We start from the raw sequence: 21844 nt of genomic DNA on the forward strand, positions 1-21844 counted from the left end.
TTTTCAATGGTATGCTATTATCTTTGGAGAGTTACCACCAGAGAGTGAGTAAATTGAAATAAAATAAGAAAGTGGGTGAAGCTGTGGTTGAATTAGATCAGTTCAAGAGCATTCTTGCAACATACACAGAACCATTAGTGGAAGTGAGGGATTCACTTTGACCTGGCTAATAAGGAGCAGAAGGTCGAAGAATTAGAGCGTGAGATGGAAGCGCCGGATTTCTGGGATGATGCAGAAGTTTCCCAGAAGAAGATGAAAGAATTAAAAGATATGAAGGATGACATGGAGACCTATCAGAGTCTGGTAACGCAGATGGAGGATATGGAAACCATGATTGAAATGGGTTATGAGGAGAACGATCCGGAATTGATTCCTGAGATTCAGGAAATGCTGGATGAATTCCAGAGGAACTTTGACAGTATCCGGATCAAGACTCTTCTTTCCGGAGAGTATGACAGTGAGAATGCCATTATCAAGCTGAATGCCGGAGCAGGTGGTACAGAGGCCTGTGACTGGTGTAGTATGCTTTACCGTATGTATTGCCGTTGGGCAGATAAGAAGGGATTTTCCATGGAGGTACTGGATTATCTGGACGGAGATGAGGCTGGTATTAAGTCAGTAACCTTCCAGGTGAACGGAACCAATGCCTATGGATATCTGAAATCTGAGAAGGGTGTACATCGTCTGGTACGTATTTCTCCTTTTAATGCTGCAGGTAAGCGTCAGACTTCTTTTGTATCCTGTGATGTTATGCCGGATATTGAGAAGGATCTGGATGTGGAGATCAATGATGAGGATATCCGTATTGATACCTACCGAAGCAGTGGCGCCGGCGGTCAGCATATCAACAAAACGTCTTCTGCTATCCGTATTACACATTTCCCTACAGGAATTGTGGTACAGTGTCAGAATGAACGTTCCCAGCATATGAATAAGGACAAAGCCATGCAGATGCTGAAAGCCAAACTGTATCTTCTCAAACAGCAGGAAGCGGAAGCAAAGCTTTCCGGTATCCGTGGAGAAGTGACAGATATCGGCTGGGGCAACCAGATCCGTTCTTACGTTATGCAGCCATATACTATGGTCAAGGATCATCGTACCAACGAGGAAACCGGAAACGTGGATGCAGTGCTGGATGGAGGCATTGATCTTTTCATCAATGCATATCTGAAATGGATCGCACTGAAGAAATAAGCGCATTTAGAGATTGAGTGTCTGAAGCTGCTGTCAATGTGTCTGTTGCGGCAGCTTCTTTTATTTATAAAATGATTGCAGATTTAATTCGTGTATGGTAACATATCCAGTGTATAAAAACAAATGTCTTTAAGAAACAGACAGGAGAGAGATATGTCAAAAACTCCAGCAGAAAAGAAGAAATATTATGTGGTGAGGGAGCGGGCAGTGCCTGAAGTCCTTCTGAAAGTAGTAGAGGCGAAAAAGCTTCTGGATTCCGGTAAAGTCAGCACAGTTCAGGACGCAGCAGAGCAGACCGATATCAGCAGGAGCTCCTTTTACAAATATAAGGATGATATATTCCCATTCCATGAGGAAACCAAGGGAAAAACCATCACATTTATCATCCAGATGGATGATGAGCCCGGACTTTTGTCCGTTGTCCTGCAGACAATTGCCCGGTTTCACGGAAATATCCTTACCATTCATCAGAGTATTCCCATCAATGGAGTGGCAACACTTACATTGAGTGTGGATATTCTTCCGGGTGAGGGAGATGCAGAGGGAATGGTAGATACCATTGAGCACAGTGAGGGAATTCACTATCTGAAAATATTAGGCAGGGAGTAAAAAAATGATCAATGTAGCAGTTTTAGGATACGGCACAGTAGGCAGCGGTGTGGTAGAGGTTATCAATACAAACCACGAGAGTATTAACAAACGTGCCGGACAGGAAATCAATGTTAAATATGTTCTTGATCTGAGGGATTTTCCGGGAGATCCGGTGGAGAAAATCCTGGTTCACGATTACGAACAGATTGTTAATGATCCGGAAGTGGATATTGTTGTGGAAGTAATGGGAGGCGTGGAGCCTGCGTATACTTTTGTCAAAAAAGCACTTCTGGCAGGAAAAAATGTCTGCACCTCCAATAAGGCACTGGTTGCGGACAAGGGACGCGAGCTGATGGATATTGCCAGAGAAAAGAGTATTAATTTCTTATTTGAGGCAAGCTGCGGCGGCGGTATTCCGATTATCCGTGTGATCAATTCTTCTCTTACCGGAGATGAGATCGATGAGGTAACAGGTATCCTTAATGGTACTACGAATTACATGCTTTATAAAATGAGTACAGAGGGCTGTGAGTTTGATACTGTTTTAAAGGAAGCACAGCAGAAAGGCTACGCGGAAGCAGATCCCACAGCAGATGTAGAGGGATATGATGCATGCCGCAAAATAGCAATCTTGTCTTCTCTGGCATACAGTGAATATTTTGATTATAAGGATATTTATACAGAGGGCATCACAAAAATTACGCCTGAGGATATGGAGTATGCTGCAAAGCTGGGCAGAACCATTAAACTTTTGGGCACAAGCCGCAGAAATGCAGATGGTACCTGTTATGCAATGGTAGCTCCTTTCCTGATCGGCAGGAACAGTCCACTTTACAGTGTGAATGATGTATTTAATGCAGTCTTTGTACATGGAAATATGCTGGGAGATGCAATGTTCTATGGAAGTGGTGCAGGTAAGCTTCCTACTGCAAGCGCAGTAGTGGGAGATATTGTAGACGCTGCTAAGCATCTCCATACTAATATTTTTACCAACTGGAACAGTACTCCTGCAAAGTTGAGACCACTGGATCAGGTATCCGGAAGATTTTTTGTAAGAGTCAAAAAAGAAGCTGCAGAGGAAGCGAAGGAAGTATTTGAAAATGCAGAGATGATCTGTCTGGATCAGCTGCCGGAGGAATGTGCTTTTATTACAACGGATATGACACAGGGAGAATTTTGTGCGAAGGCTGAAAAGCTGGGGGATAAAGTCCTTGCAAAAATCAGAGTGAAAGACTGATATAGGGATAATGGAGGAAGTAAGAAATAATGTTGATTGTCAAGAAATTTGGCGGAACTTCTGTTGCAAATAAAGAACGTATTTTCAATGTGGCTGCCCGCTGTATTGAAGAGTACAGGAAGGGAAACGATGTGGTGGTAGTTCTGTCTGCAATGGGAAAATATACAGATGAACTGATCACTATGGCAAAGGATGTAAATGAGAAACCTCCTAAAAGAGAGATGGATATGCTTTTTACCATCGGAGAGCAGATGTCTGTGGCATTGATGGCTATGGCACTGGACAAACTGGGAATTCCCGCTGTATCCCTGAATGCTTTTCAGGTTTCCATGCATACTACCAGTACCCATGGGAATGCAAGACTGAAAAGAATTGATACAGAACGTATTAAAAGAGAACTGGAAAACAGGAAAATTGTAGTTGTCACCGGTTTTCAGGGAGTCAATAAATATGATGACTATACTACTCTGGGAAGAGGCGGTTCCGATACAACAGCAGTAGCTCTGGCAGCAGCACTCCATGCAGATGCCTGCGAGATCTATACGGATGTGGATGGTGTATACACTGCAGACCCGCGTAAGGTTCCAAAGGCGAGAAAGCTTAAGGAGATCACTTATGATGAGATGCTGGATCTGGCAACTCTTGGTGCAGGGGTACTTCATAACCGTTCCGTGGAAATGGCCAAAAAATATGGAGTGCCGCTGGTTGTGCGCTCCAGCCTGAATAACAGCGAGGGAACTGTAGTAAAGGAGGAAGTTACAGTGGAAAGAATGTTGATCAGCGGTGTGGCGCTGGATACAGATGCAGTGCGGATCGCAGTAATCGGATTGAAGGACACCCCCGGTGTTGCTTTTAAATTATTTGATACACTTGCAAAAAAGAATATTAATGTAGATGTGATCCTGCAGTCTATCGGACGAGCGGGTACCAAGGATATCTCCTTTACGGTCAATGAGAATGATCTGGATGATGCCATGGCAGTGCTGGAAGCAAATCAGGCACGTCTGGGATATGTGGAGCTCCATGCAGAGAGAAATATTGCCAAGCTTTCTATCGTAGGTGCGGGGATGATGAGTAATCCCGGTGTTGCCGCAAAAATGTTTGAAAGCCTTTATAATGAAGGTGTAAATATTAATATGATCTCCACCTCTGAAATCCGTGTAACTGTGCTGATCAGTGAGAAGGATGGAGTACGTGCCATGAATGCAGTACATGATGCATTTAATCTGGCAGACTGACAGAACTGAATCAGGCAAATAGTGAAGCGGATGATTTATCCGCTGATGATAAGAATCCTGCAAAACCTGCGGCGTTATAAAGATTATGACATCGCAGGTTAGTTATTGAAGAGGAGTTTTTCATGACACCAACAAAAGAATTAAAGAAACGTGCCCGGGAGGCATTGGCGGAAAAGATGGGAACCGTGATCCTGGCGTTTGTTGTATTGATCATTTTAAGTTTTGGAAGCGGATGGATTTCCAACACATTGTTTCCGGAAAATTCTAAGCTGAATATAGCTTTGGGATATGTATTTAGTTTTATTATCAGTATTCTGATCAACGTGATTTCGGCAGGAATGCTCTATATGTACCTGAATATTGCCAGAAACAAAGAGTTTTCACTGAATGATCTGTTTTATTTTTTTAAGAAATATCCGGACAGAGTGATCACAGCAACCTTTGTGCTGGCATTTATCAATGTGCTGACCATGCTTCCGTATACGATCTATGGATATTCACTTCCCACAGACATCTCAGATATGAATCTGCTGATGGAGATGGCTGTGAAAAGTGGGGTGCTGATGATTATCGGAACTGTTGTTTATGAGATCATTACGATTCCGCTGGAAATGACCTATTATATTCTGGCTGATAATCCTCAGACAAAGGGGATGGATGCACTGAAGGAAAGCATAGAGATGATGAGAGGGAATTTTTGGAGATATTTTCTGCTGAAGCTTAGCTTTGTTCCACTTATGTTCCTTTCTGTTTTTACATTTTATATTGCACTTTTATGGATCATGCCTTATATGACTATGACAGAGACCATGTTCTACCGTGATCTGAAAGGGGAATTGAAGAGATCGGGAGAAACTGAGCCTCCGACTTATGGTTATCAGTCGGAACCATACTTTAAATCTGTGGATACAGAGGCGGAGGCAATTGTAAATCCAGAGGCAGACCAGGATGACAGAGCTGAGAAGGCAGACTTATGGAATATACAGCCGGATTCTGAATCCCGGGAAAGTGCGGATAACGAAAGCACAGAACAGCCACAGACGGCAGAGGAGATTCAGGAGGAAAAGAAACCTCAGGAAGAACAACCGGAGGAAGAGGACAACGAGCCAAAACCCTGGGATGAATACTTTAACCGAATCAAGTAAGCATTATACAGTAAACCGATAAGAGGAGAATAGAAGAAACTATATGGATATTATTCAGGTAATTACACAGGAATTAAAAGTAGAAAAATGGCAGGTGGAAGCTGCAGTCAAGCTGATTGACGAGGGAAACACGATCCCCTTTATTTCACGATACAGAAAAGAGGCCACAGGTTCTCTGAATGATGAGCAGCTCCGTACCCTTTATGAGAGGATGTCTTATCTGAGAAATCTGGAGGATAAGAAGAATCAGGTATTAAAGAGCATTGAGGATCAGGGTAAACTGACAGCTGAGCTGAAGAAACAGATTTTGGATGCCCAGACCCTGGTAGTGGTAGAGGATCTTTATCGTCCATACCGTCCGAAACGCCGCACCCGTGCTACCATTGCAAAAGAGAAGGGACTGGAGCCTCTGGCTGATATTATCCTGCAGCAGATGACAGAAAAGACAGTGGAAGAGGAAGCAGAAGCCTATGTTTCTGAAGAAAAGGGCGTTAAGAATGTAAAAGAGGCTTTAAACGGCGCAAAAGATATTATTGCAGAGCGTATTTCCGATGAGGCAGATTACCGTATTTATATCCGTAATATCACAGCGAAAAACGGAAGTATTTCCTCCACAGCCAAGGATCCGGAAGCGCAGTCTGTATATGAAATGTATTATGATTTCGAAGAGCCGGTGAAAAAGCTTGCAGGTCACAGAATTCTGGCATTAAACAGAGGAGAAAAGGAAAAATTTATCACTGTAAAGGTGAACGCACCGGAGGAGGATATTCTCCGATATCTGAACAAAAGAGTGATCACCGGTGATAATCCTAATACTACCCCTATTCTGAAGGAAGTGACAGAGGACAGCTATAAGCGTCTTATTGGTCCGGCAATTGAGAGAGAAATCCGCAGTGACCTTACAGACAAGGCAGAGGATGGTGCTATCCATGTATTTGGCAAAAATCTGGAGCAGCTTCTCATGCAGCCTCCAATTGCAGGGAAAGTTGTGCTGGGCTGGGACCCTGCATTCCGTACAGGCTGCAAGCTGGCTGTTGTAGATGCAACCGGAAAGGTTCTGGATACCACAGTGGTATATCCTACAGCGCCTACCACAGAGAAGAAGATCCGTGCTGCCAAGGACACGGTAGAGAAAATGATCGATAAATATGGGGTTTCCCTGATTTCTGTAGGTAATGGAACTGCCTGCCGTGAATCTGAGCAGGTGATCGTAGATATGCTTAAGGAGATTCCGGAGAAGAAGGTACAGTATGTGATCACCAACGAGGCAGGTGCTTCTGTATATTCTGCAAGTAAGCTTGCCACAGAGGAATTCCCTAACTTTGATGTGGGACAGAGAAGTGCAGCTTCCATTGCCAGACGAGTACAGGATCCGCTGGCTGAGCTGGTAAAGATCGACCCAAAATCCATTGGTGTAGGCCAGTATCAGCATGATATGAACCAGAAAAAGCTGGATGAGGCTTTGAGTGGTGTGGTAGAAGACTGCGTAAATAAGGTTGGCGTTGATTTGAATACAGCGTCTGCTTCCCTATTGGAGTATATTTCAGGTATCAGTAAGGTGATCGCAAAGAATATTGTAGCTTACAGAGAGGAAAATGGACAGTTTACAGACCGAAAAGAGCTTCTCAAGGTTGCTAAATTAGGACCAAAGGCATATGAACAGTGTGCCGGTTTCATGCGTATTTCAGGAGGAAAGAATCCGCTGGATGCTACCAGCGTACATCCTGAGAGCTATGCGGCTGCAGGTGCACTTCTGGATAAGCTGGGCTACAAGACAAAGGATGTTGCAGCAGGAAATCTGCTGGGGCTTTCACTTCTGGTAAGAGATTATAAGAAGATGGCCAAAGAACTTGGAATCGGTGAGATCACCCTCAGGGATATTGTGAAGGAGCTGGAGAAGCCGGCCCGTGACCCTCGTGAGGATATGCCCAAGCCAATTCTCCGCTCTGATGTGCTGGAAATGAAAGACCTGAAGGAAGGAATGATTCTGAAGGGAACCGTCCGTAATGTTATTGATTTCGGTGCTTTCGTAGATATCGGCGTACATCAGGACGGTCTGGTACATATCTCCCAGATGACAGAGAGATTCATCAAGCACCCACTGGAAGCAGTGAGCGTGGGAGATGTTGTGGATGTAAAGGTAATTGGCGTTGATCTGAAGAAGAAACGTATCAGCCTGTCTATGAAGGGGCTAAATTAATGAAAGCTTTGCTGCCTGTGTATCTGTTATTCTGCCTTTTCACGGTGTGAGGTAAGGTGCTCTTCCAGGCAGCGGGCGGCAATACTCTGGGGACGCTTTACATTGCGGATCAGACAGATCTTTCGTTCGGGCAAAGCTTCCAGAAGAGGGATCTGTACAACTTTTCCCATGGCAATATGTTCTGCAGACAGAGCCTCCGGGAAAAAGCCAATGCCCAGGTTGTGCTGGATCAGGGGGAATACCTGATCTGTGGTGGCAACCTCCATATCCGGTGAAAAGGGCAGATTGTGACGCATAAAAAATTGAGTATAAAGCTCATGAGTGCTGGTACCGGGACCGATTCCCACCAGAGGGATATCCTGGAGATCTGCCAGGTGATGAGGAGTGGAGGCTATATCTGCAAATTCCGGTCCTCCCAGCAGAATCTCGCGGAAAGAAAAGAGGGGGATTCTCTGCAGTGGCTTTTTCAATGCAATAGGTGTGGTGATCACTGCAAAATCCACCAGACCATTTTCCAAAGCCTGTATTGCCTGTGGCGTGGAGTGGTTGGAGATGCGCAGCTTTACATGGGGATACTGGTGATGAAAGGATTCCAGTTCTGTCAGCAGGATCAGACGGAGGGCAGTTTCGCTGGCTCCGATATTTACCAGACCGCTTTCCAGACCCTTTTCTTTCAGAAGTTCATTTTCTCCGGCCACAAGCTGCTCCATGGCGATGGACACATGGTTATGAAGGCGTTCTCCTTCTACTGTAAGCTGGACACCTCTGTTGGAGCGGATGAACAGTTTGCAGCCCAGCTCATTTTCCAGAATGTTCATACAGCGGGTAATATTGGGCTGATTATTTCCCATTACCTCGGCAGCTTTGGAAAAGCTTTTATACTGAGCAACATAGTAAAAAATACGATAGTAATCAAGGATCATGCTTTATAAACTCCTTCTTAAATATATAAATTTGTGATAACTGATATAGAAATTTTATGTTGGTATTCAGATGTGGTAACAAGTATAATACCACGTGGACGAAAAAGCAACAAAAAAGTATAAAATCAGGAGATTATGAAATATGAAAGAGACAAACAAAATAATCAGGATCAATGATGTGGAAGAAGCAAAGAAGCTGGTAAGTGCGGCAGTGAAATGTCCCTTTGATATTGATATTGTAGCAAAAGGAAAGCTTTTTATTGATGCTAAGTCTATTCTGGGTGTGTTAAGTCTGGGGGTGGAAGAGCCGCTGGAGCTGAAATATGATGGCTTTGATGAGAATTTTGAGGCAGTTGTCCTGAGTCTGCAGAGCTGAGGGAAACTGTCCGGACAGGAGGGATTATGACAGGAATAACAGTAGCACAGCCAATCTGGGTGTATCTGATCGCTGTTAATATCTGTACGTTTTTGGTCTATGGTATAGATAAGCAGAGAGCGAGATCGGGCAGATGGCGCATTCCTGAATCCCGACTGCTGCTTCTGGCAGCAGTGGGAGGTTCCCTGGGAGCCTGGATGGGAATGTATGTTTTTCACCACAAAACAAAAAAAGCGAAATTTTATCTGGGTATCCCCCTGATATTGGTTATCCAGTGTGCATTAACATTTATATTGGAGAGATAGAGAGTGAATCCCCGCCGGGCTGGCGGGGATTTTCTCTCTTCAGGTTATTTCAGTACAGGTTCCGGAACAGAAATAAATTCTTGTTACATAGTATGGTCCGTGTTATGCTATCATATTGAAATCAAAAGTTTACTGATTTTGAAGAACAGGAAAGGGGAGTAGATCATTTGGAACAGGAAGTGCAGCAGGCAGTTAATATATTAGATAATTACAGACAATATTTTACGGATTATATGCCTGAGCTTACGAAATTTGGACTGAAGGTTGTAGCTGCAATCCTAATCTTTATAGGAGGCAGGAAGGTGATCCAATGGATCATCTATCTGATCAAGGCCTCTATGGAAAAGGCTTCTGTAGACAAAGGAGTTGTGCAGTTTATCGGCTCTCTGCTGAGAGTCTGCCTTTATATTCTGCTGGTATTTACCATCGCCACTCACTTCGGAGTGAAAGAGTCTTCGGTAGCGGCCCTTCTGGGTACTGCCGGTGTGACTGTAGGTCTGGCTTTGCAGGGGGGCCTGGCAAATATTGCAGGTGGTATCCTTCTTCTTACTTTTAAGCCATTTCAGGTAGGAGATTATATTATCATTGCCCAGCAGAATGAATGTGAGGGTACAGTATATAAAATTGAAATCTGCTATACCACTCTGATTTCTATTGATAATAAGCATATTGTGATCCCAAATGGAACTCTGTCAAGCAGTATTATTACCAATGTGACTGCCAGGGATCTGCGAAAGCTGGAGATCAAGGTGGGAATTTCCTATGATGCAGATATCCATAAAGCAAAAGAGCTTCTGGAGGATATTCTCCACAATGATGAAGATACCAAGGATGATAAGGGAATGGTGGTATTTGTGGATGAGCTGGGAGAAAGTGCTGTGATCATGGGATTACGGGTGTGGGTGGCCACAGATAAATACTGGCCGGCAAAATGGCGCCTGAATGAGCTGATCAAGGAATCTTTTGACGCAAATGGTATTGAGATTCCTTATAATCAGCTGCAGATTCATGTTAAAAAACAGAAAACAGAAGCATAAGATGATGGATAATCATTAACAACGGTTTCTTTTATTTACAAAGTAGTTCAGGATGCCTCCGCCTATTATGATCACCAATGCCACTGCAACCACTCTTTTGGCTGCTTCCTGGGGCATCTGGCTTTTGGAGCCGATGGAGGCAGAGTAGAAGGTAAGGGTATACTGGATCTCCCTGGGAGCACCCATAGCTACAGTATCTGCGATTACCGGCATTGCCTCGTCTACAGCCAGGATCGGGATTTCAAATACAGAATTTCCGCCGTCCTCATTGACAGGCAGATATTTCTCACCGTCTACGATCATATAATCATAATTAGAGCTGCTCCACTGGATTCTGGCGGTGGCAGCTTTATTTTTTACAGTAATAAGAGTAGGAGAGGTGACGCTGGCTTTGCCGCTGCCGCCCTCCAGCTCCACTTCTATAGAATATTCACCATCATCTTTGTCAAATTCTATTCCCTTTGCTTCGGAAGCACCAAAGCACAGGCTCGATGAGATCAGAATATAAAAAAATATGGAAGCCATACACAGTATGGAGCAGAATTTATGGGATTTCTTGATCATTTTTAACTCCTCTTTTCTTTGTATTTCAGATTCCGGACTGTAAGAAAATTGCCGGAAGCCGTGGTGCTTTCTACTATAGCATACCTGAATGGTTATGTAAATGTTACTGTGAACGGAGTGAACAGCAATATATTTGGAAATATATATAGAAAAACGGATGCCTTATTGAAAAAAAACTGCTGCTTTAGTATAATGGAGAATACGTGCGAATATTAAAGTTGAAAATACAGGAGGAAAAGATAGATGAGAGGAATTTTATATGGTGTAGGAGTTGGCCCTGGAGATCCGGAGCTTATGACATTGAAGGCAGTCCGTATGATCAGGGAAAATGAGGTGATCGCAGTTCCGGGTGCAGATGTGAAGGAAACAGTGGCATACAAGATCGCAGTCCAGGCAGTACCGGAGCTTGCAGACAAGGAACTTCTGCCTATTTATATGCCAATGACTCATGACAGACAGGAGCTTGAAATCAATCATGAGAAGGGAGCCAAAGCTCTGGAGGCTGTTCTGGATACAGGAAAGAATGTAGTATTTCTGACTCTTGGGGATCCTACCATTTATTCCACATTTACTTATGTACAGAAGAGAGTAGAAGCTGATGGCTATGAGACCGGACTTGTAAGCGGTATTACCTCTTTCTGTGCCACAGCAGCCAGACTGAATATTCCTCTCACAGAGTGGAATCAGCCATTACATGTACAGCCGGCAGTACATCGTCTGGACAGTGAACTGGATCAGCCGGGTACCTATGTGCTGATGAAATCCGGCAAAAAGATGAATCAGGTAAAGGAAATTCTGGCAAAAAGCGGACGCAATATCCGTATGGTGGAGAACTGTGGAATGCCGGATGAGCATATTTACAACAGTGTAGAAGAAATTCCGGATGATGCAGGCTATTATTCTCTGATCATTGCAAAGGAACAGGATGGAGGATTATGATCGAGACCAGAGATCTGACAAAAACCTTTGACAATTTTACAGCTGTGGATTCCCTGAACCTGAAAATTGAAAAAGGGGAATTTTTTGGCCTTCTCGGACCGAACGGAGCAGGCAAGACAACGACCATCAGCCTGCTGTCAACCCTTCTTCTTCCCACAAAGGGAGAAATCCTTATAGACGGTCAGCAGCTTACAAGAAAACGTCCTGATCTGAAGAGAAAGATCAGTGTGATCACCCAGGAATATTCCATGCGTCAGGATATGAATATGGATGAGATTATGGAATACCAGGGACGGCTCTATTTTATGCCGCGAAAGCAGATAAAAGAAAGAACAGAAGAACTTCTGGAGTTCTGTGACCTGCTGAAGTTTCGCAAACGTACAGTCCGTAAGCTTTCCGGTGGAATGAAGCGTAAGCTGATGGTCTGTCGGGCATTACTGACAGATCCGGAGATTCTGCTTTTGGATGAACCCACAGCAGGTATGGATGCTCTTTCCAGAAGACAGATGTGGAATCTTCTGCGTAAGCTTAATGAGAAAAATCTGACGATCCTTCTGACCACTCACTATATGGAAGAAGCCCAGAACCTCTGTAACCGGGTGGCACTGATGGACCATGGAAAGCTGGAGGAGGTAAGTACTCCGCAAGCATTGATCGAAAGTCTTGGTGCTTATGCAGTAGACGAGATGACAGCAGATGGAACACAGAATCACTATTTCCATACACGACAGGATGCTATCCGGTACCTGGAAGGACTTACAGGCCAGGCCTCTCTTCGTGAGACCACATTGGAAGACGTCTTTGTAGAAAGAGCCGGGAAGCATTTGAATACAAAATAACCGGAGAGAAAGAACATGGGAATTATAACAATATTATGGGAGAAGTGGGTAGAATTCCGTCGGGATTTCTATAAGATCACACTGGCGGCAATGATCGCACCGTTAATGTATCTAATCGTATTCGGAATGGGAATCCAGACCACTTCTCATGGACAGCCATACCTGAACTTTCTGATTCCGGGTGTGGTATCTCTGACAACTATGAACGGAAGCTTTAATGCCATTGCGCAGAACCTGAATGTGCAGAGGCTGTATGAGAAGGCTTTTGATCAGGTGATGATTTCCCCTACACCCTTATGGCAGTTTATTGCCGGACAGATCATCGGGGGAAGCCTGCGCGGTCTGTATGCAGGAGGAATCATACTGCTTCTTACAGCACCTATTGAGACCGGACTGATCTTCAACGGATGGTCCTTTCTGGTGATGTTCCTGAACGGAGCAGTATTCTCAGCTATCGGTGTGGTAGTATCCTTTCTGGCAAAAAACCACGCAGACGTGCCGAGATTTTCCAACTATATCATTATGCCTATGGCATATTTGTGTAACACCTTTTTCTCAACAGAGAAACTTCCGGGATTTATAGGCAAGTTTGTATCAGCCTTGCCATTATCCCAGACCAGCCATCTGATGAGAAGCATTTCATCAGGTGAGGCAGTGAATTACACTGGTATTGGGATTCTGCTCCTTTATTTGCTGGTGTTTACTGTAGCAGCATCATGGTTTATTTATAAGAAGAAAAATCTGTAACTGAAATCTTCTTAAAATAATGCAGATAATGCATCTAAGGCAATATCCAGTTCCTGCTTTGTATTCTCAGGTCCGAAAGAAAACCGGAGAGTACCTTCCGGGTATGTTCCAAGGGTTTTATGTGCATTTGGTGCACAGTGAAGGCCAACTCTTGTCATAATTCCGTAAGTACTGTCCAGTTCAAAGGCGGCCTGAGCCATATCCATATGTAAGGTCTGGACGGATACAACTGCACAACGTTTTTCAGTATTTTTTTTACCGATCATACGCAGGAATTTTTCTTCAGGATCCAGATTCAGGATCCCATCTATAAAGTATTGTGTCAGCATTAATTCATGGCTGAGGATTTCTTCCATGGATTGTTTCTCCAGATCACAGAGCGCGGCATGCAGTCCCAGAATCCCAGGTATATTGGGAGTTCCGGGCTCGAAACGATCCGGAAGAAAGGTCGGTACTTCCTCAGAATGAGAGGCGCTTCCTGTTCCTCCGCTGATAAGAGGCTCAATTTTCGTTGCCAGTTCATTGCGGATCAGAAAGCCACCTGTTCCCTGTGGCCCTCGGAGTCCTTTGTGACCTGTAAATGTCAGTGCGTCTATGTGATATTTCTCCATATCAATATCAATGGTTCCTGCTGTCTGTGCAGTGTCCAGAATAAAAAGAAGTCCATGTTTTTTGCAGAAATTTCCGATTTCCTGTGCCGGCATGACAGTTCCGCATACATTGGAAGCATGAAGACAGACAACAAGCTTAGTATCAGGACGAAGGAGTGTAGCTGCCCTATCAAGCAGAAGACTGCCGTCAGAAGCGCATGGGATTCTGTCAAAAGAAATTCCATGTTTCTCCAGCTGTACAAGAGGACGCATCACTGCATTATGCTCCATGGCAGTTACAAGTACATGATCGCCGGGTTTTAGAAGTCCTTTCAGAAGAATATTCAGACTGGCGGTGATATTTTCTGTAAAAATAACATTCTTACCCTTTCCGGAAGTAAAGTGAAAGAGTTTCAGAAGCTGTTCTCTTGTCTCAAAAATCTGCTCCTCCACAGAATAAGCTGCCCGGTATCCTCCCCGGTTCACATTTACAGCAGAGCCTGACAGGTAATCATAAACTGTCTGTGCTACAGATGGCGCCTTAGGAAAAGACGTACTGGCCTGATCCAGATAGATTTTGTTCATAGTAACAATCCCCCGTATTTTATATCGTACTATAGTTATTATTGTTGCTAACTTCATTCTCAGACACGCTCTAGGATATCACAATTTATAAAAGGAATCTATAAAATATCGTAAAACAGGAGGCAATTAAATGATCAGACTTCAGGATATTGCGGATATGGCAGGGGTGAGCCGGACTACGGTTTCCAATGTGATCAATGGAACGGTATGATTTTAAAAAGTTCAAGAAGATCATGATCAAATGGCAGGAAGAACTGGCAGGAAAAGCATGGAACAGTCTTTTCCTTGGGAACCATGACCAGCCAAGAAGTGTATCCAGATTTGGAAATGATAATCCTGCTTATCGGGATATTTCAGCCAAGATGCTGGCAACCTGCCTTCATATGATGCAGGGAACCCCCCTATGTATATCAGGGCGAAGAGCTTGGAATGACTAACATCTATTTCGACAAGCTTGAGGATTACCGCGATATCGAAAGCCTTCATTATTTCACTGAGCTGACAGAATCAGGCAGACTGACACCGGAGTATATGATGAAATGCCTGATGCTCAGAAGCCGTGACAATGCCAGAACACCTATGCAGTGGGATACATTCGCAGAAGGAGCTCAGTGCCTGATCACAAATATGGGCAGAACAGTGTTTGACAGGAAAATTGTCCTGAATCCATATGAAGCATTTGTGCTTTATAAAAAAGACTGAAAAATCAATAAAATCTCTTGAAATGAGTATGCGTATATAGTATAATCGGTTTCAGTTAAAAGAAAATTCTTCGGGGTTGGGTGATCGCAGTTGCGAAATTCCCTACCGGCGGTATAGTCCGCGACCCGCTTCGGCGGCTGATTTGGTGAAATTCCAAAACCGACAGTAAAGTCTGGATGAGAGAAGAACACGCAGTATACAAAAGTACGTGCTCAGTGCCCCGGATGGATATCCGGGGCTTTAATGTTGTTGTAACAGCATTCTTGTGGAATTTTCTTTTGCAGAAGGATGTGGGGATTTTGCCTGACATCTGCAAAAAATAATTTCAAAGGAGAGAAACAGTATGAGTGAACAGGTATTGAAAAATGGAAACGTGATGGCAAGGAGCAAGACGAGGACTATCACACAGATAGCCATGCTTGGCGCTATCGCAGGAATTTTAATGAATCTGGAGTTCCCGCTTCCTTTCCTGGCACCGACTTTTTATCAGCTGGATTTTTCAGAAATCCCGGTACTGGTTGGCTCATTTGCAATGGGACCGATCGCAGGTGTTCTGATTGAACTGGTAAAGATTCTTGTGCATCTGGTAACAAAGGGATCTATGACAGCAGGTGTAGGTGATGTGGCAAACTTCATCTTTGGATGTACATTTGTAGTTCCTGCAGGTCTGATTTACCGTTACAAATCTATTAAGAGCAGAAAACATGCAGTGATCGGAATGGCAGCCGGAACTGTACTTACAGCAGTAGTTGCATGCTTTATTAATGCATTTGTTTTACTTCCGGCATACGGAAAAGCTTTTGGAATGCCGATTGAGGCATTTATTGAAATGGGAGGAGCTGTGCATAACTCTGTGAACAGTCTGCTTAGCTTTGCAGCACTGATTATTTTCCCATTCAATATCTTTAAATACACACTGACATCTCTGATCGTATTCTTTATTTATAAGAGAATCCGTGTAGTGCTCAAAGGAGATTGATAGTAATAGGGGCGCAGAGAGACTGCGCCATTGCAGTATTAGAGAGAGATAATGGCAGACATGTCTGGGGGAAGGGGTGCTGTGAAAGTCATTTTCTGACCGGTTATGGGATGGGGGAATTCCATGTGGTAGGAATGTAGGGCCTGGCGGGTGATGTGTTCCATGTCAGGGTTGTAGAGGTAGTCTCCGATCAGGGGATAGCCCAGGTATTTCATATGGATACGGATCTGATGGGTGCGGCCGGTTTCCAGCTGAAGGGAGACCAGGCTGTGCCCATTTTCTTTTTTTACCAGTTTATAATGGGTGATGGCTTCTTCGCCATGGTCAAAATCTACGGTGCGTTCAATGATGGAGCCTTCTTTGCGGGAAAGAGGGGCTGTGATGGTTCCAGCAGGTGGGGTGAGGTCACCCTTTACGATGGCCAGGTATTCCCTGTGTACCAGGCGTTTTTTTGTCATATCAGCCATAATACTGGCGCTGACCAGATGCTTGGAAATTACGGTGAGCCCGGAGGTATCCCGGTCCAGGCGGTTGCTGCAGCGGAAGATAAAAGGCTTTCCCTGATCCTGGTAGTACCATGCCAGGGCATTGGCCAGAGAATTATAGTAGTTTTTCATGGAAGGATGGATGGGCATTCCTGCAGGCTTGTTGATCACCAGGATGTCTTCATCTTCATAAATGATATTCAGGGGAAGCTTTACCGGCGGGATTTTCTCCGAGGATTCTGTCTCGCAGATACAGACCTGTAGATGGTCACCTGCAGCCAGGGTCTGACGCATATAGTAGTGGATTCCGTTTACCAGGATGCTCTGGGGCATCCGTTTGATTTCTGTGAGATTCTGCCGGGAGTATCCCTTTCTTCTGAGAAATTGTTCTACCCGGAGTCCGTTCTGAGATTCTGGGATTGTATACTCTATGGTTCGGTTCATTCAGGTTCTCCTATTAGGTGTGAAATATCAGATGTGAGATGACGCCCATCTCTGTAGGTGGCGGTAACAAATTAGTATCAGGATTCAAGAGTTATACGAACAGCAGATCATGATTAATGGTTTTATAAAATAACCTTCTGCATTCCCGGAGATCCTGTGTCTGGCCCAGCACCCACATCATTTTGGTGACAGAAGCTTCCAGAGTCATGTCATAGGATTCCAGTATGGGAAATTTCTCCTTGATCACTTTTCCAACCTGGTAGACCTCCATATCGCTGCCCTCATGGGTTACCTGAGTAGCCATGCATACCAGTTTACCGGAAGAGATCCAGTCTGAAAGTGCATTCAGAAAACTGTCATTGCCATAGTTTGGAAGACCGCCTACGCCAAAGGACTCGATGATAAGTCCGTCATAGGAGTCTGCCAGAGTGTCCAGGATCCGTCCGTCAGTTCCAGGAATCAGTTTCATGAGAAAGATGTTAGTATTCATCTGATGGTAAAAAACCAGCGGGCGGGTATTCTGATCTTTGTCATCAATATAAAAGATGATCTTGTTATCGTGAACAGAGGCAATATCAGGGTAATTAATACTGGAGAAGGCATTGTAGCTTTTGGAAAATTCCTTCTTGGCTCTGGTACCGGCAATTACTTTGCCGCCAAATACAATGGAGATACCGTGAGCCCGGTCGTGGGAAGCAAAACGTAGGCTGTCCAACAGATTGGAGCGGGCGTCTGTGATGGCCAGATCAATTGGTTTCTGAGCTCCTGTGATCACGATAGGACGGCGGTTATTCTGGATCAGATAGGACAGGGCAGCTGCAGTGTAAGCCATGGTATCAGTGCCGTGGCAGATTACGAACCCGTCGTAGAATTCATATTTTTTCTCAATGAGCTGTGCCAGCTGCAGCCAGTGGTCAGCACATACATTGGTACTGTCCAGGGAAAAAGGCTGCACTGTGTCGATGGTGCAGAACTCTCTGGCAGTGGGGATATACTCCAACAGTTCTTCTGCGGAAATCTGAGGGGAAAGTCCCTCTTTGGTATATTTGGAAGCGATTGTGCCGCCGGTGGCGATCAGTAGGATTTTTTTCATAATAGTGTACTCCTGAGTTTTGATTATTATAAAAAATTTCAGAATCGTAATATTTTCTATTATACACAGAGGACGGAGAAAGGGCAAGACAGGGAATTTCTCTGTTTTGGGAGTTTCTTTTCGTGATTATGAAAGACATTGACTTTTGAAAAAATTAAGTGTAAATTATCTGTTGTGTCAGGTGTCTTGTCAGGTGAAATGACAGATACCAATATACAATGACCATATGCGTGCAAAGCGCAGTTTATTTTTATGATTGTATATATTGCACAAAAACACATATCTATAATTGTAAAACATATATAAATTATCTCTTGATATTTTATAAAAAAAAGAGTAAAACTTTAAATAAATAAAAAAGAGAAATGCATAGAACAGGACAGGTCACAGAAGGAACCGGATTACAGAGAGTCGCAGGCAGGTGAGATGCGGCAGATGGTGTTTTGTGATATCACCCGGGAGCATCCCGCTGAAATCTATAGTAAGCCGGGACGTGGTCTTCACGTTACAGGAGAAGCTGTTTGGTTTAGACAGTGTTAAGAGATTGTATCTGGTGACAGGTATAATAATACAAAGTGGTACCACGGAATATTCCGCCTTTGTTATCCAATTGGAAATTGGATAGCAGGGGCGTTTTTTATATATAAATATAAAAGAAAGAAGAGGGAAGACATTATGAGTGGAATAGTAATGATGATAATAGCCATTGTAGTGCTGGGTGTAGCATATCTTCTGTATGGCCGTTATCTTCAGAACAAATGGGGCATTGACCCAAAAGCAAAAACACCGGCATATGAGATGGAGGATGGAGTGGATTATGTACCGGCTGATACCAATGTGGTATTTGGTCATCAGTTTGCATCTATAGCAGGTGCAGGTCCTATCAACGGACCGATCCAGGCAGCAATTTTCGGTTGGCTTCCGGTTATGCTCTGGATCCTGATCGGTGGTGTATTTTTTGGAGCAGTTCAGGATTTTGCATCTATGTATGCCTCTGTAAAGAACAAAGGCCGTACAATCGGATATATCATTGAAGCTTATATCGGAAAACTGGGAAAGAAATTATTCCTTTTATTCTGCTGGCTGTTCTGTATTCTGGTTGTTGCAGCATTTGCAGATGTTGTGGCAGGAACCTTTAACGGATTTGTGACAGATAACGCAGGAACCGTTACCAAGGTAGCAGCAAATGGAGCAGTTGCAACAACTTCCATGTTATTTATCATCGAGGCAGTGGGACTGGGATTTTTCCTTAAATATTCCAAGTTTAATAAATGGATCAATACTGCAGTGGCTATTTTATTATTAGTGCTCGCAATTGCGCTGGGACTTAAATTCCCGGTATATGTAAGTCTTGGAACCTGGCATATTATTATCTTTGCATATATTCTGGTAGCCAGTGTTGCCCCTGTATGGGCATTGCTCCAGCCTCGTGATTATCTGAACAGTTATCTGCTGATCTTCATGATCGTTGGCGCAGTTATCGGTGTATTTGCAGCCAACCCATCCTGTAATCTTAAGGCATTTACAAGCTTTAATGTGGACGGACAGTATATGTTCCCTATTCTTTTCGTGACAATTGCCTGCGGTGCAGTTTCAGGCTTCCATTCACTGGTATCCTCCGGTACTGCATCAAAACAGATCAAAAATGAAAAGAACATGCTTCCGGTTTCCTTTGGTGCAATGCTTATGGAAAGTATGCTGGCAATTATTGCACTGATCGCTGTTGCATCCTTTGCAGATGGTGAGGCAGCAGCACAGGGACTTACCACTCAGCCGCAGATATTTGCAGGTGCTATTGCAAACTTCCTTTCTGTAATCGGTTTGCCACATTCACTTGTATTTACACTGATCAATCTGGCTGTATCAGCCTTTGCACTGACCTCTCTTGATTCAGTGGCCAGAGTAGGACGTCTGTCATTCCAGGAATTTTTCCTTGATTCTGATACAGACGAGGAAAATATGAGCCCGTTCTTAAAAGTAGTAACCAATAAATATTTTGCAACAATCATTACACTGGTACTTGCCTATCTGCTTACAAAGGTTGGATATGCAGAAATCTGGCCACTGTTTGGTTCTGCCAACCAGCTGTTATCTGTACTTGCCCTTGTAGCCTGCGCAGTATTTCTCAAGAAAACAAAACGCCAGGGCTGTATGCTCTGGATCCCTATGGTATTTATGATGGCAGTTACCTTTACTGCACTGGGTATGACCATCAGTAAGCTTACAAAAGCATTATTTACCACAGGCCTGGATCTTGGAAATACCTTACAGCTTATCTTCGCAGTGTTACTGCTGATCCTTGGTGTGCTGGTAGCAATCCAGGGAGTGAAGAAGCTTTTTGAAAAAAATGATGAAAAACAGACTGCATAATTTATGAAGGATAGCGGTTGATATTCTTACATAAAAATAAAAATCTGAAAAAAGACACTTTGGGAGTTTCCCGAAGTGTCTTTTTTAATAGGGTGATTATTCAATCGAATCAAGCAAGTAGCGGAGAGGATGATTTTATCCGTTTGACTTTGCGGTATATTTTGTTCAAATTAAGTTACCGTAGTTAGTAGGATTTTCAATCACCTGTCGATAGTCAGCCAATCAATTTCTCATTCACATACTCAAATCCGAGACGTTTCACAGTATCTGCAAACCGTTCTCCTGCGATTCCTTCATTTTTGAAGAGAAGGATTGCTTTCTCTATGACGGCCATTACTTCTTCTTCCTCTGTGAAAATTCTGGTAAGAGCCTGACCGTGTGAGATTCGCTTACCCCAGCGGCCTCCGATATAGATCTTATAACCATTCTGATATTCCGGTACTGCGCCGAAAGGACATTTTCCCTTGCATCGTCCGCAATGGATACATTCTTTAGGATCAATGTAAAGTTTACCGTCAACTAATTTCGGAACGTGGACAGGACAGCTTTTTTCAATCTGACATTTCTTACATCCCCGGCATTTCTCTGCATCCGGTTTTGGGATTCTCTGGCCGATAATTCCCATATCATTCAGATTAGGTTTTACACAGTTATTTGGACATCCGCCAACTGCGATCTTGAATTTGTGCGGGAGTACCACATCGTGATAGCCTACATAAAAACGCTCATGGATCTTCTTGCTGAGTGCAAATGTATCAATCAGACCATACTGGCAGGTTGTTCCCTTGCATGAGACAACAGGACGCACTTTAGCTCCGGTTCCGCCTGTCATCAGGCCATGCTCTCCAAGGAAGGCAATGGTTTTGTCAATATTATCATAAGGAACTCCCTGGATTTCCATACTCAGGCGGGTTGTCATAGTAATCTGACCATTTCCGAATTTATCTGCTGCGTCCGCAATGGCACGATGTTCATCTGTGGTAATATGACCATTTCCTGTAATGACCCGAATATTAAAGATGTCATCATATCGTTTGTCCTGAAGACATCCAAGACCTTTTACCCGTTTGATTTCCTCGGGACTCAGTTTTTTGTTGTCGGATGTTGTTATTTTTTCCTCATTCATGTTTAAGCATCTCCTTTATGTAGTTGTTGCTTTTCTCTGATATATACGGCGTTTCTTTTGTTGATTATAGGCTTCATAAATGATAAAATCAATTTATGAATTTTTATTATACGATAAGTAACATTTATGGAATTC

General features: G+C 43.7%; 21 protein-coding genes, 1 pseudogene, 1 riboswitch and 1 other annotated feature. Of the genes and pseudogenes, 16 read left to right on the forward strand and 6 right to left on the reverse strand.

Going from position 1 to position 21844, the window contains the following annotated elements:
• The first annotated feature begins 83 nt into the window (after positions 1-83).
• From prfB to ACTNC6_RS00395, 6 genes are all read left to right on the forward strand, one after another.
• A protein-coding gene (gene prfB, locus ACTNC6_RS00370; protein ID WP_173743590.1) for a peptide chain release factor 2 occupies positions 84-1194 on the forward strand; the annotation gives its coding sequence in 2 pieces (ribosomal slippage) (positions 84-158 and positions 160-1194; 1110 coding nt in all).
• Between the two features lie 153 nt (positions 1195-1347).
• Positions 1348-1803, forward strand: coding sequence for an ACT domain-containing protein (locus tag ACTNC6_RS00375; RefSeq protein WP_019162909.1), 456 nt, complete (start codon positions 1348-1350; stop codon positions 1801-1803).
• Positions 1804-1807: 4 nt separating this feature from the next.
• Positions 1808-3022, forward strand: coding sequence for a homoserine dehydrogenase (locus ACTNC6_RS00380; protein WP_441042932.1), 1215 nt, complete (start codon positions 1808-1810; stop codon positions 3020-3022).
• A gap of 29 nt (positions 3023-3051) precedes the next feature.
• The gene (locus ACTNC6_RS00385; protein WP_173743587.1) at positions 3052-4260 is read left to right on the forward strand and encodes an aspartate kinase; all 1209 of its coding nucleotides are present in this window, start codon (positions 3052-3054) and stop codon (positions 4258-4260) included.
• Between the two features lie 122 nt (positions 4261-4382).
• A complete protein-coding gene (locus ACTNC6_RS00390; protein ID WP_441042933.1) occupies positions 4383-5405 on the forward strand; it encodes a DUF975 family protein in 1023 nt (340 codons plus the stop codon).
• A gap of 43 nt (positions 5406-5448) precedes the next feature.
• Positions 5449-7605 carry a Tex family protein gene (locus ACTNC6_RS00395; RefSeq protein WP_441042934.1) on the forward strand — a complete coding sequence of 719 codons (2157 nt, stop codon included), beginning with the start codon at positions 5449-5451 and terminating at the stop codon, positions 7603-7605.
• Between the two features lie 26 nt (positions 7606-7631).
• Here ACTNC6_RS00395 and ACTNC6_RS00400 read toward each other — a convergent pair whose 3' ends face one another.
• Complete coding sequence (locus ACTNC6_RS00400) at positions 7632-8528, reverse strand: LysR family transcriptional regulator (protein ID WP_441033668.1); 897 nt, start codon at positions 8526-8528, stop codon at positions 7632-7634.
• Positions 8529-8670: 142 nt separating this feature from the next.
• On the opposite strand from ACTNC6_RS00400, the gene ACTNC6_RS00405 reads away from it, so the two are divergent.
• From ACTNC6_RS00405 to ACTNC6_RS00415, 3 genes are all read left to right on the forward strand, one after another.
• Positions 8671-8904 (forward strand): HPr family phosphocarrier protein, encoded by a 234-nt coding sequence (locus ACTNC6_RS00405; protein ID WP_441042935.1) that lies wholly within the window; start codon positions 8671-8673, stop codon positions 8902-8904.
• A gap of 26 nt (positions 8905-8930) precedes the next feature.
• Positions 8931-9209, forward strand: a complete 279-nt coding sequence (locus ACTNC6_RS00410) for a DUF1294 domain-containing protein (protein WP_303242959.1) — start codon at positions 8931-8933, stop codon at positions 9207-9209.
• 167 nt (positions 9210-9376) lie between these two features.
• The gene (locus tag ACTNC6_RS00415) at positions 9377-10246 is read left to right on the forward strand and encodes a mechanosensitive ion channel family protein (RefSeq protein WP_441033673.1); all 870 of its coding nucleotides are present in this window, start codon (positions 9377-9379) and stop codon (positions 10244-10246) included.
• Positions 10247-10261: 15 nt separating this feature from the next.
• On the opposite strand, the gene ACTNC6_RS00420 is transcribed toward ACTNC6_RS00415, so the two are convergent.
• Positions 10262-10810, reverse strand: a complete 549-nt coding sequence (locus ACTNC6_RS00420; protein ID WP_441033676.1) for a hypothetical protein — start codon at positions 10808-10810, stop codon at positions 10262-10264.
• 243 nt (positions 10811-11053) lie between these two features.
• Here ACTNC6_RS00420 and cobI point away from each other — a divergent pair, with 243 nt between their 5' ends.
• The 3 genes from cobI to ACTNC6_RS00435 are packed head-to-tail and all read left to right on the forward strand — an operon-like array spanning position 11054 to position 13335.
• Entirely contained in the window at positions 11054-11749 is a 696-nt protein-coding gene (gene cobI / locus ACTNC6_RS00425) for a precorrin-2 C(20)-methyltransferase (protein WP_186995348.1), read from the forward strand.
• Entirely contained in the window at positions 11746-12588 is an 843-nt protein-coding gene (locus tag ACTNC6_RS00430; RefSeq protein WP_173743578.1) for an ABC transporter ATP-binding protein, read from the forward strand. Before cobI ends, ACTNC6_RS00430 begins: the two co-directional genes overlap by 4 nt.
• A gap of 15 nt (positions 12589-12603) precedes the next feature.
• Positions 12604-13335 (forward strand): ABC transporter permease, encoded by a 732-nt coding sequence (locus ACTNC6_RS00435; RefSeq protein ID WP_025578870.1) that lies wholly within the window; start codon positions 12604-12606, stop codon positions 13333-13335.
• Positions 13336-13346: 11 nt separating this feature from the next.
• On the opposite strand, the gene ACTNC6_RS00440 is transcribed toward ACTNC6_RS00435, so the two are convergent.
• Positions 13347-14510: an aminotransferase class V-fold PLP-dependent enzyme gene (locus ACTNC6_RS00440; RefSeq protein WP_441042936.1), complete on the reverse strand. Its 1164-nt coding sequence runs from the start codon at positions 14508-14510 to the stop codon at positions 13347-13349.
• Between the two features lie 157 nt (positions 14511-14667).
• On the opposite strand from ACTNC6_RS00440, the gene ACTNC6_RS00445 reads away from it, so the two are divergent.
• The 3 genes and pseudogenes from ACTNC6_RS00445 (at position 14668) to ACTNC6_RS00455 (ending at position 16191) form a co-directional block, all read left to right on the forward strand.
• Positions 14668-14721, forward strand: a complete 54-nt coding sequence (locus tag ACTNC6_RS00445) for a hypothetical protein (RefSeq protein ID WP_441033864.1) — start codon at positions 14668-14670, stop codon at positions 14719-14721.
• Positions 14711-15212, forward strand: a pseudogene (locus tag ACTNC6_RS00450) (alpha-amylase family glycosyl hydrolase); the annotation flags it as partial. The gene ACTNC6_RS00445 and the pseudogene ACTNC6_RS00450, both read left to right, overlap by 11 nt.
• A 62-nt stretch (positions 15213-15274) precedes the next feature.
• Positions 15275-15404, forward strand: a riboswitch (FMN riboswitch).
• A 151-nt stretch (positions 15405-15555) separates the two neighbouring features.
• Positions 15556-16191 carry an ECF transporter S component gene (locus tag ACTNC6_RS00455; protein WP_441033687.1) on the forward strand — a complete coding sequence of 212 codons (636 nt, stop codon included), beginning with the start codon at positions 15556-15558 and terminating at the stop codon, positions 16189-16191.
• A gap of 38 nt (positions 16192-16229) precedes the next feature.
• Here the strand turns inward: ACTNC6_RS00455 and ACTNC6_RS00460 are convergent, their stop codons facing one another.
• A complete protein-coding gene (locus ACTNC6_RS00460) occupies positions 16230-17120 on the reverse strand; it encodes an RluA family pseudouridine synthase (protein ID WP_303242947.1) in 891 nt (296 codons plus the stop codon).
• A gap of 91 nt (positions 17121-17211) precedes the next feature.
• Positions 17212-18213 (reverse strand): asparaginase, encoded by a 1002-nt coding sequence (locus ACTNC6_RS00465; protein ID WP_441033690.1) that lies wholly within the window; start codon positions 18211-18213, stop codon positions 17212-17214.
• 361 nt (positions 18214-18574) lie between these two features.
• Positions 18575-18817: a binding site (T-box leader), on the forward strand.
• A gap of 71 nt (positions 18818-18888) precedes the next feature.
• Between ACTNC6_RS00465 and ACTNC6_RS00470 the strand changes: the two genes are divergently transcribed.
• Positions 18889-20583 carry a carbon starvation CstA family protein gene (locus ACTNC6_RS00470; protein WP_441042937.1) on the forward strand — a complete coding sequence of 565 codons (1695 nt, stop codon included), beginning with the start codon at positions 18889-18891 and terminating at the stop codon, positions 20581-20583.
• 214 nt (positions 20584-20797) lie between these two features.
• Here the strand turns inward: ACTNC6_RS00470 and ACTNC6_RS00475 are convergent, their stop codons facing one another.
• Entirely contained in the window at positions 20798-21709 is a 912-nt protein-coding gene (locus tag ACTNC6_RS00475; protein ID WP_441033694.1) for a 4Fe-4S dicluster domain-containing protein, read from the reverse strand.
• Positions 21710-21844 lie beyond the last annotated feature (135 nt).

Source organism: Blautia sp. HCP3S3_C4 (genome assembly GCF_052064095.1).
Taxonomy (GTDB): domain Bacteria; phylum Bacillota; class Clostridia; order Lachnospirales; family Lachnospiraceae; genus Blautia_A.

Excerpts from the sequence above, each read along its gene's own strand:
- ACTNC6_RS00375 (WP_019162909.1), top strand. The coding sequence starts at position 1,348 with ATGTCAAAAACTCCAGCAGAAAAGAAGAAATATTATGTGGTGAGGGAG.
- ACTNC6_RS00380 (WP_441042932.1), top strand. The coding sequence starts at position 1,808 with ATGATCAATGTAGCAGTTTTAGGATACGGCACAGTAGGCAGCGGTGTG.
- ACTNC6_RS00385 (WP_173743587.1), top strand. The coding sequence starts at position 3,052 with ATGTTGATTGTCAAGAAATTTGGCGGAACTTCTGTTGCAAATAAAGAA.
- ACTNC6_RS00390 (WP_441042933.1), top strand. The coding sequence starts at position 4,383 with ATGACACCAACAAAAGAATTAAAGAAACGTGCCCGGGAGGCATTGGCG.
- ACTNC6_RS00395 (WP_441042934.1), top strand. The coding sequence starts at position 5,449 with ATGGATATTATTCAGGTAATTACACAGGAATTAAAAGTAGAAAAATGG.
- ACTNC6_RS00400 (WP_441033668.1), bottom strand. The coding sequence starts at position 8,528 with ATGATCCTTGATTACTATCGTATTTTTTACTATGTTGCTCAGTATAAA.
- ACTNC6_RS00405 (WP_441042935.1), top strand. The coding sequence starts at position 8,671 with ATGAAAGAGACAAACAAAATAATCAGGATCAATGATGTGGAAGAAGCA.
- ACTNC6_RS00410 (WP_303242959.1), top strand. The coding sequence starts at position 8,931 with ATGACAGGAATAACAGTAGCACAGCCAATCTGGGTGTATCTGATCGCT.
- ACTNC6_RS00420 (WP_441033676.1), bottom strand. The coding sequence starts at position 10,810 with ATGATCAAGAAATCCCATAAATTCTGCTCCATACTGTGTATGGCTTCC.
- cobI (WP_186995348.1), top strand. The coding sequence starts at position 11,054 with ATGAGAGGAATTTTATATGGTGTAGGAGTTGGCCCTGGAGATCCGGAG.
- ACTNC6_RS00430 (WP_173743578.1), top strand. The coding sequence starts at position 11,746 with ATGATCGAGACCAGAGATCTGACAAAAACCTTTGACAATTTTACAGCT.
- ACTNC6_RS00435 (WP_025578870.1), top strand. The coding sequence starts at position 12,604 with ATGGGAATTATAACAATATTATGGGAGAAGTGGGTAGAATTCCGTCGG.
- ACTNC6_RS00440 (WP_441042936.1), bottom strand. The coding sequence starts at position 14,510 with ATGAACAAAATCTATCTGGATCAGGCCAGTACGTCTTTTCCTAAGGCG.
- ACTNC6_RS00455 (WP_441033687.1), top strand. The coding sequence starts at position 15,556 with ATGAGTGAACAGGTATTGAAAAATGGAAACGTGATGGCAAGGAGCAAG.
- ACTNC6_RS00460 (WP_303242947.1), bottom strand. The coding sequence starts at position 17,120 with ATGAACCGAACCATAGAGTATACAATCCCAGAATCTCAGAACGGACTC.
- ACTNC6_RS00465 (WP_441033690.1), bottom strand. The coding sequence starts at position 18,213 with ATGAAAAAAATCCTACTGATCGCCACCGGCGGCACAATCGCTTCCAAA.
- ACTNC6_RS00470 (WP_441042937.1), top strand. The coding sequence starts at position 18,889 with ATGAGTGGAATAGTAATGATGATAATAGCCATTGTAGTGCTGGGTGTA.
- ACTNC6_RS00475 (WP_441033694.1), bottom strand. The coding sequence starts at position 21,709 with ATGAATGAGGAAAAAATAACAACATCCGACAACAAAAAACTGAGTCCC.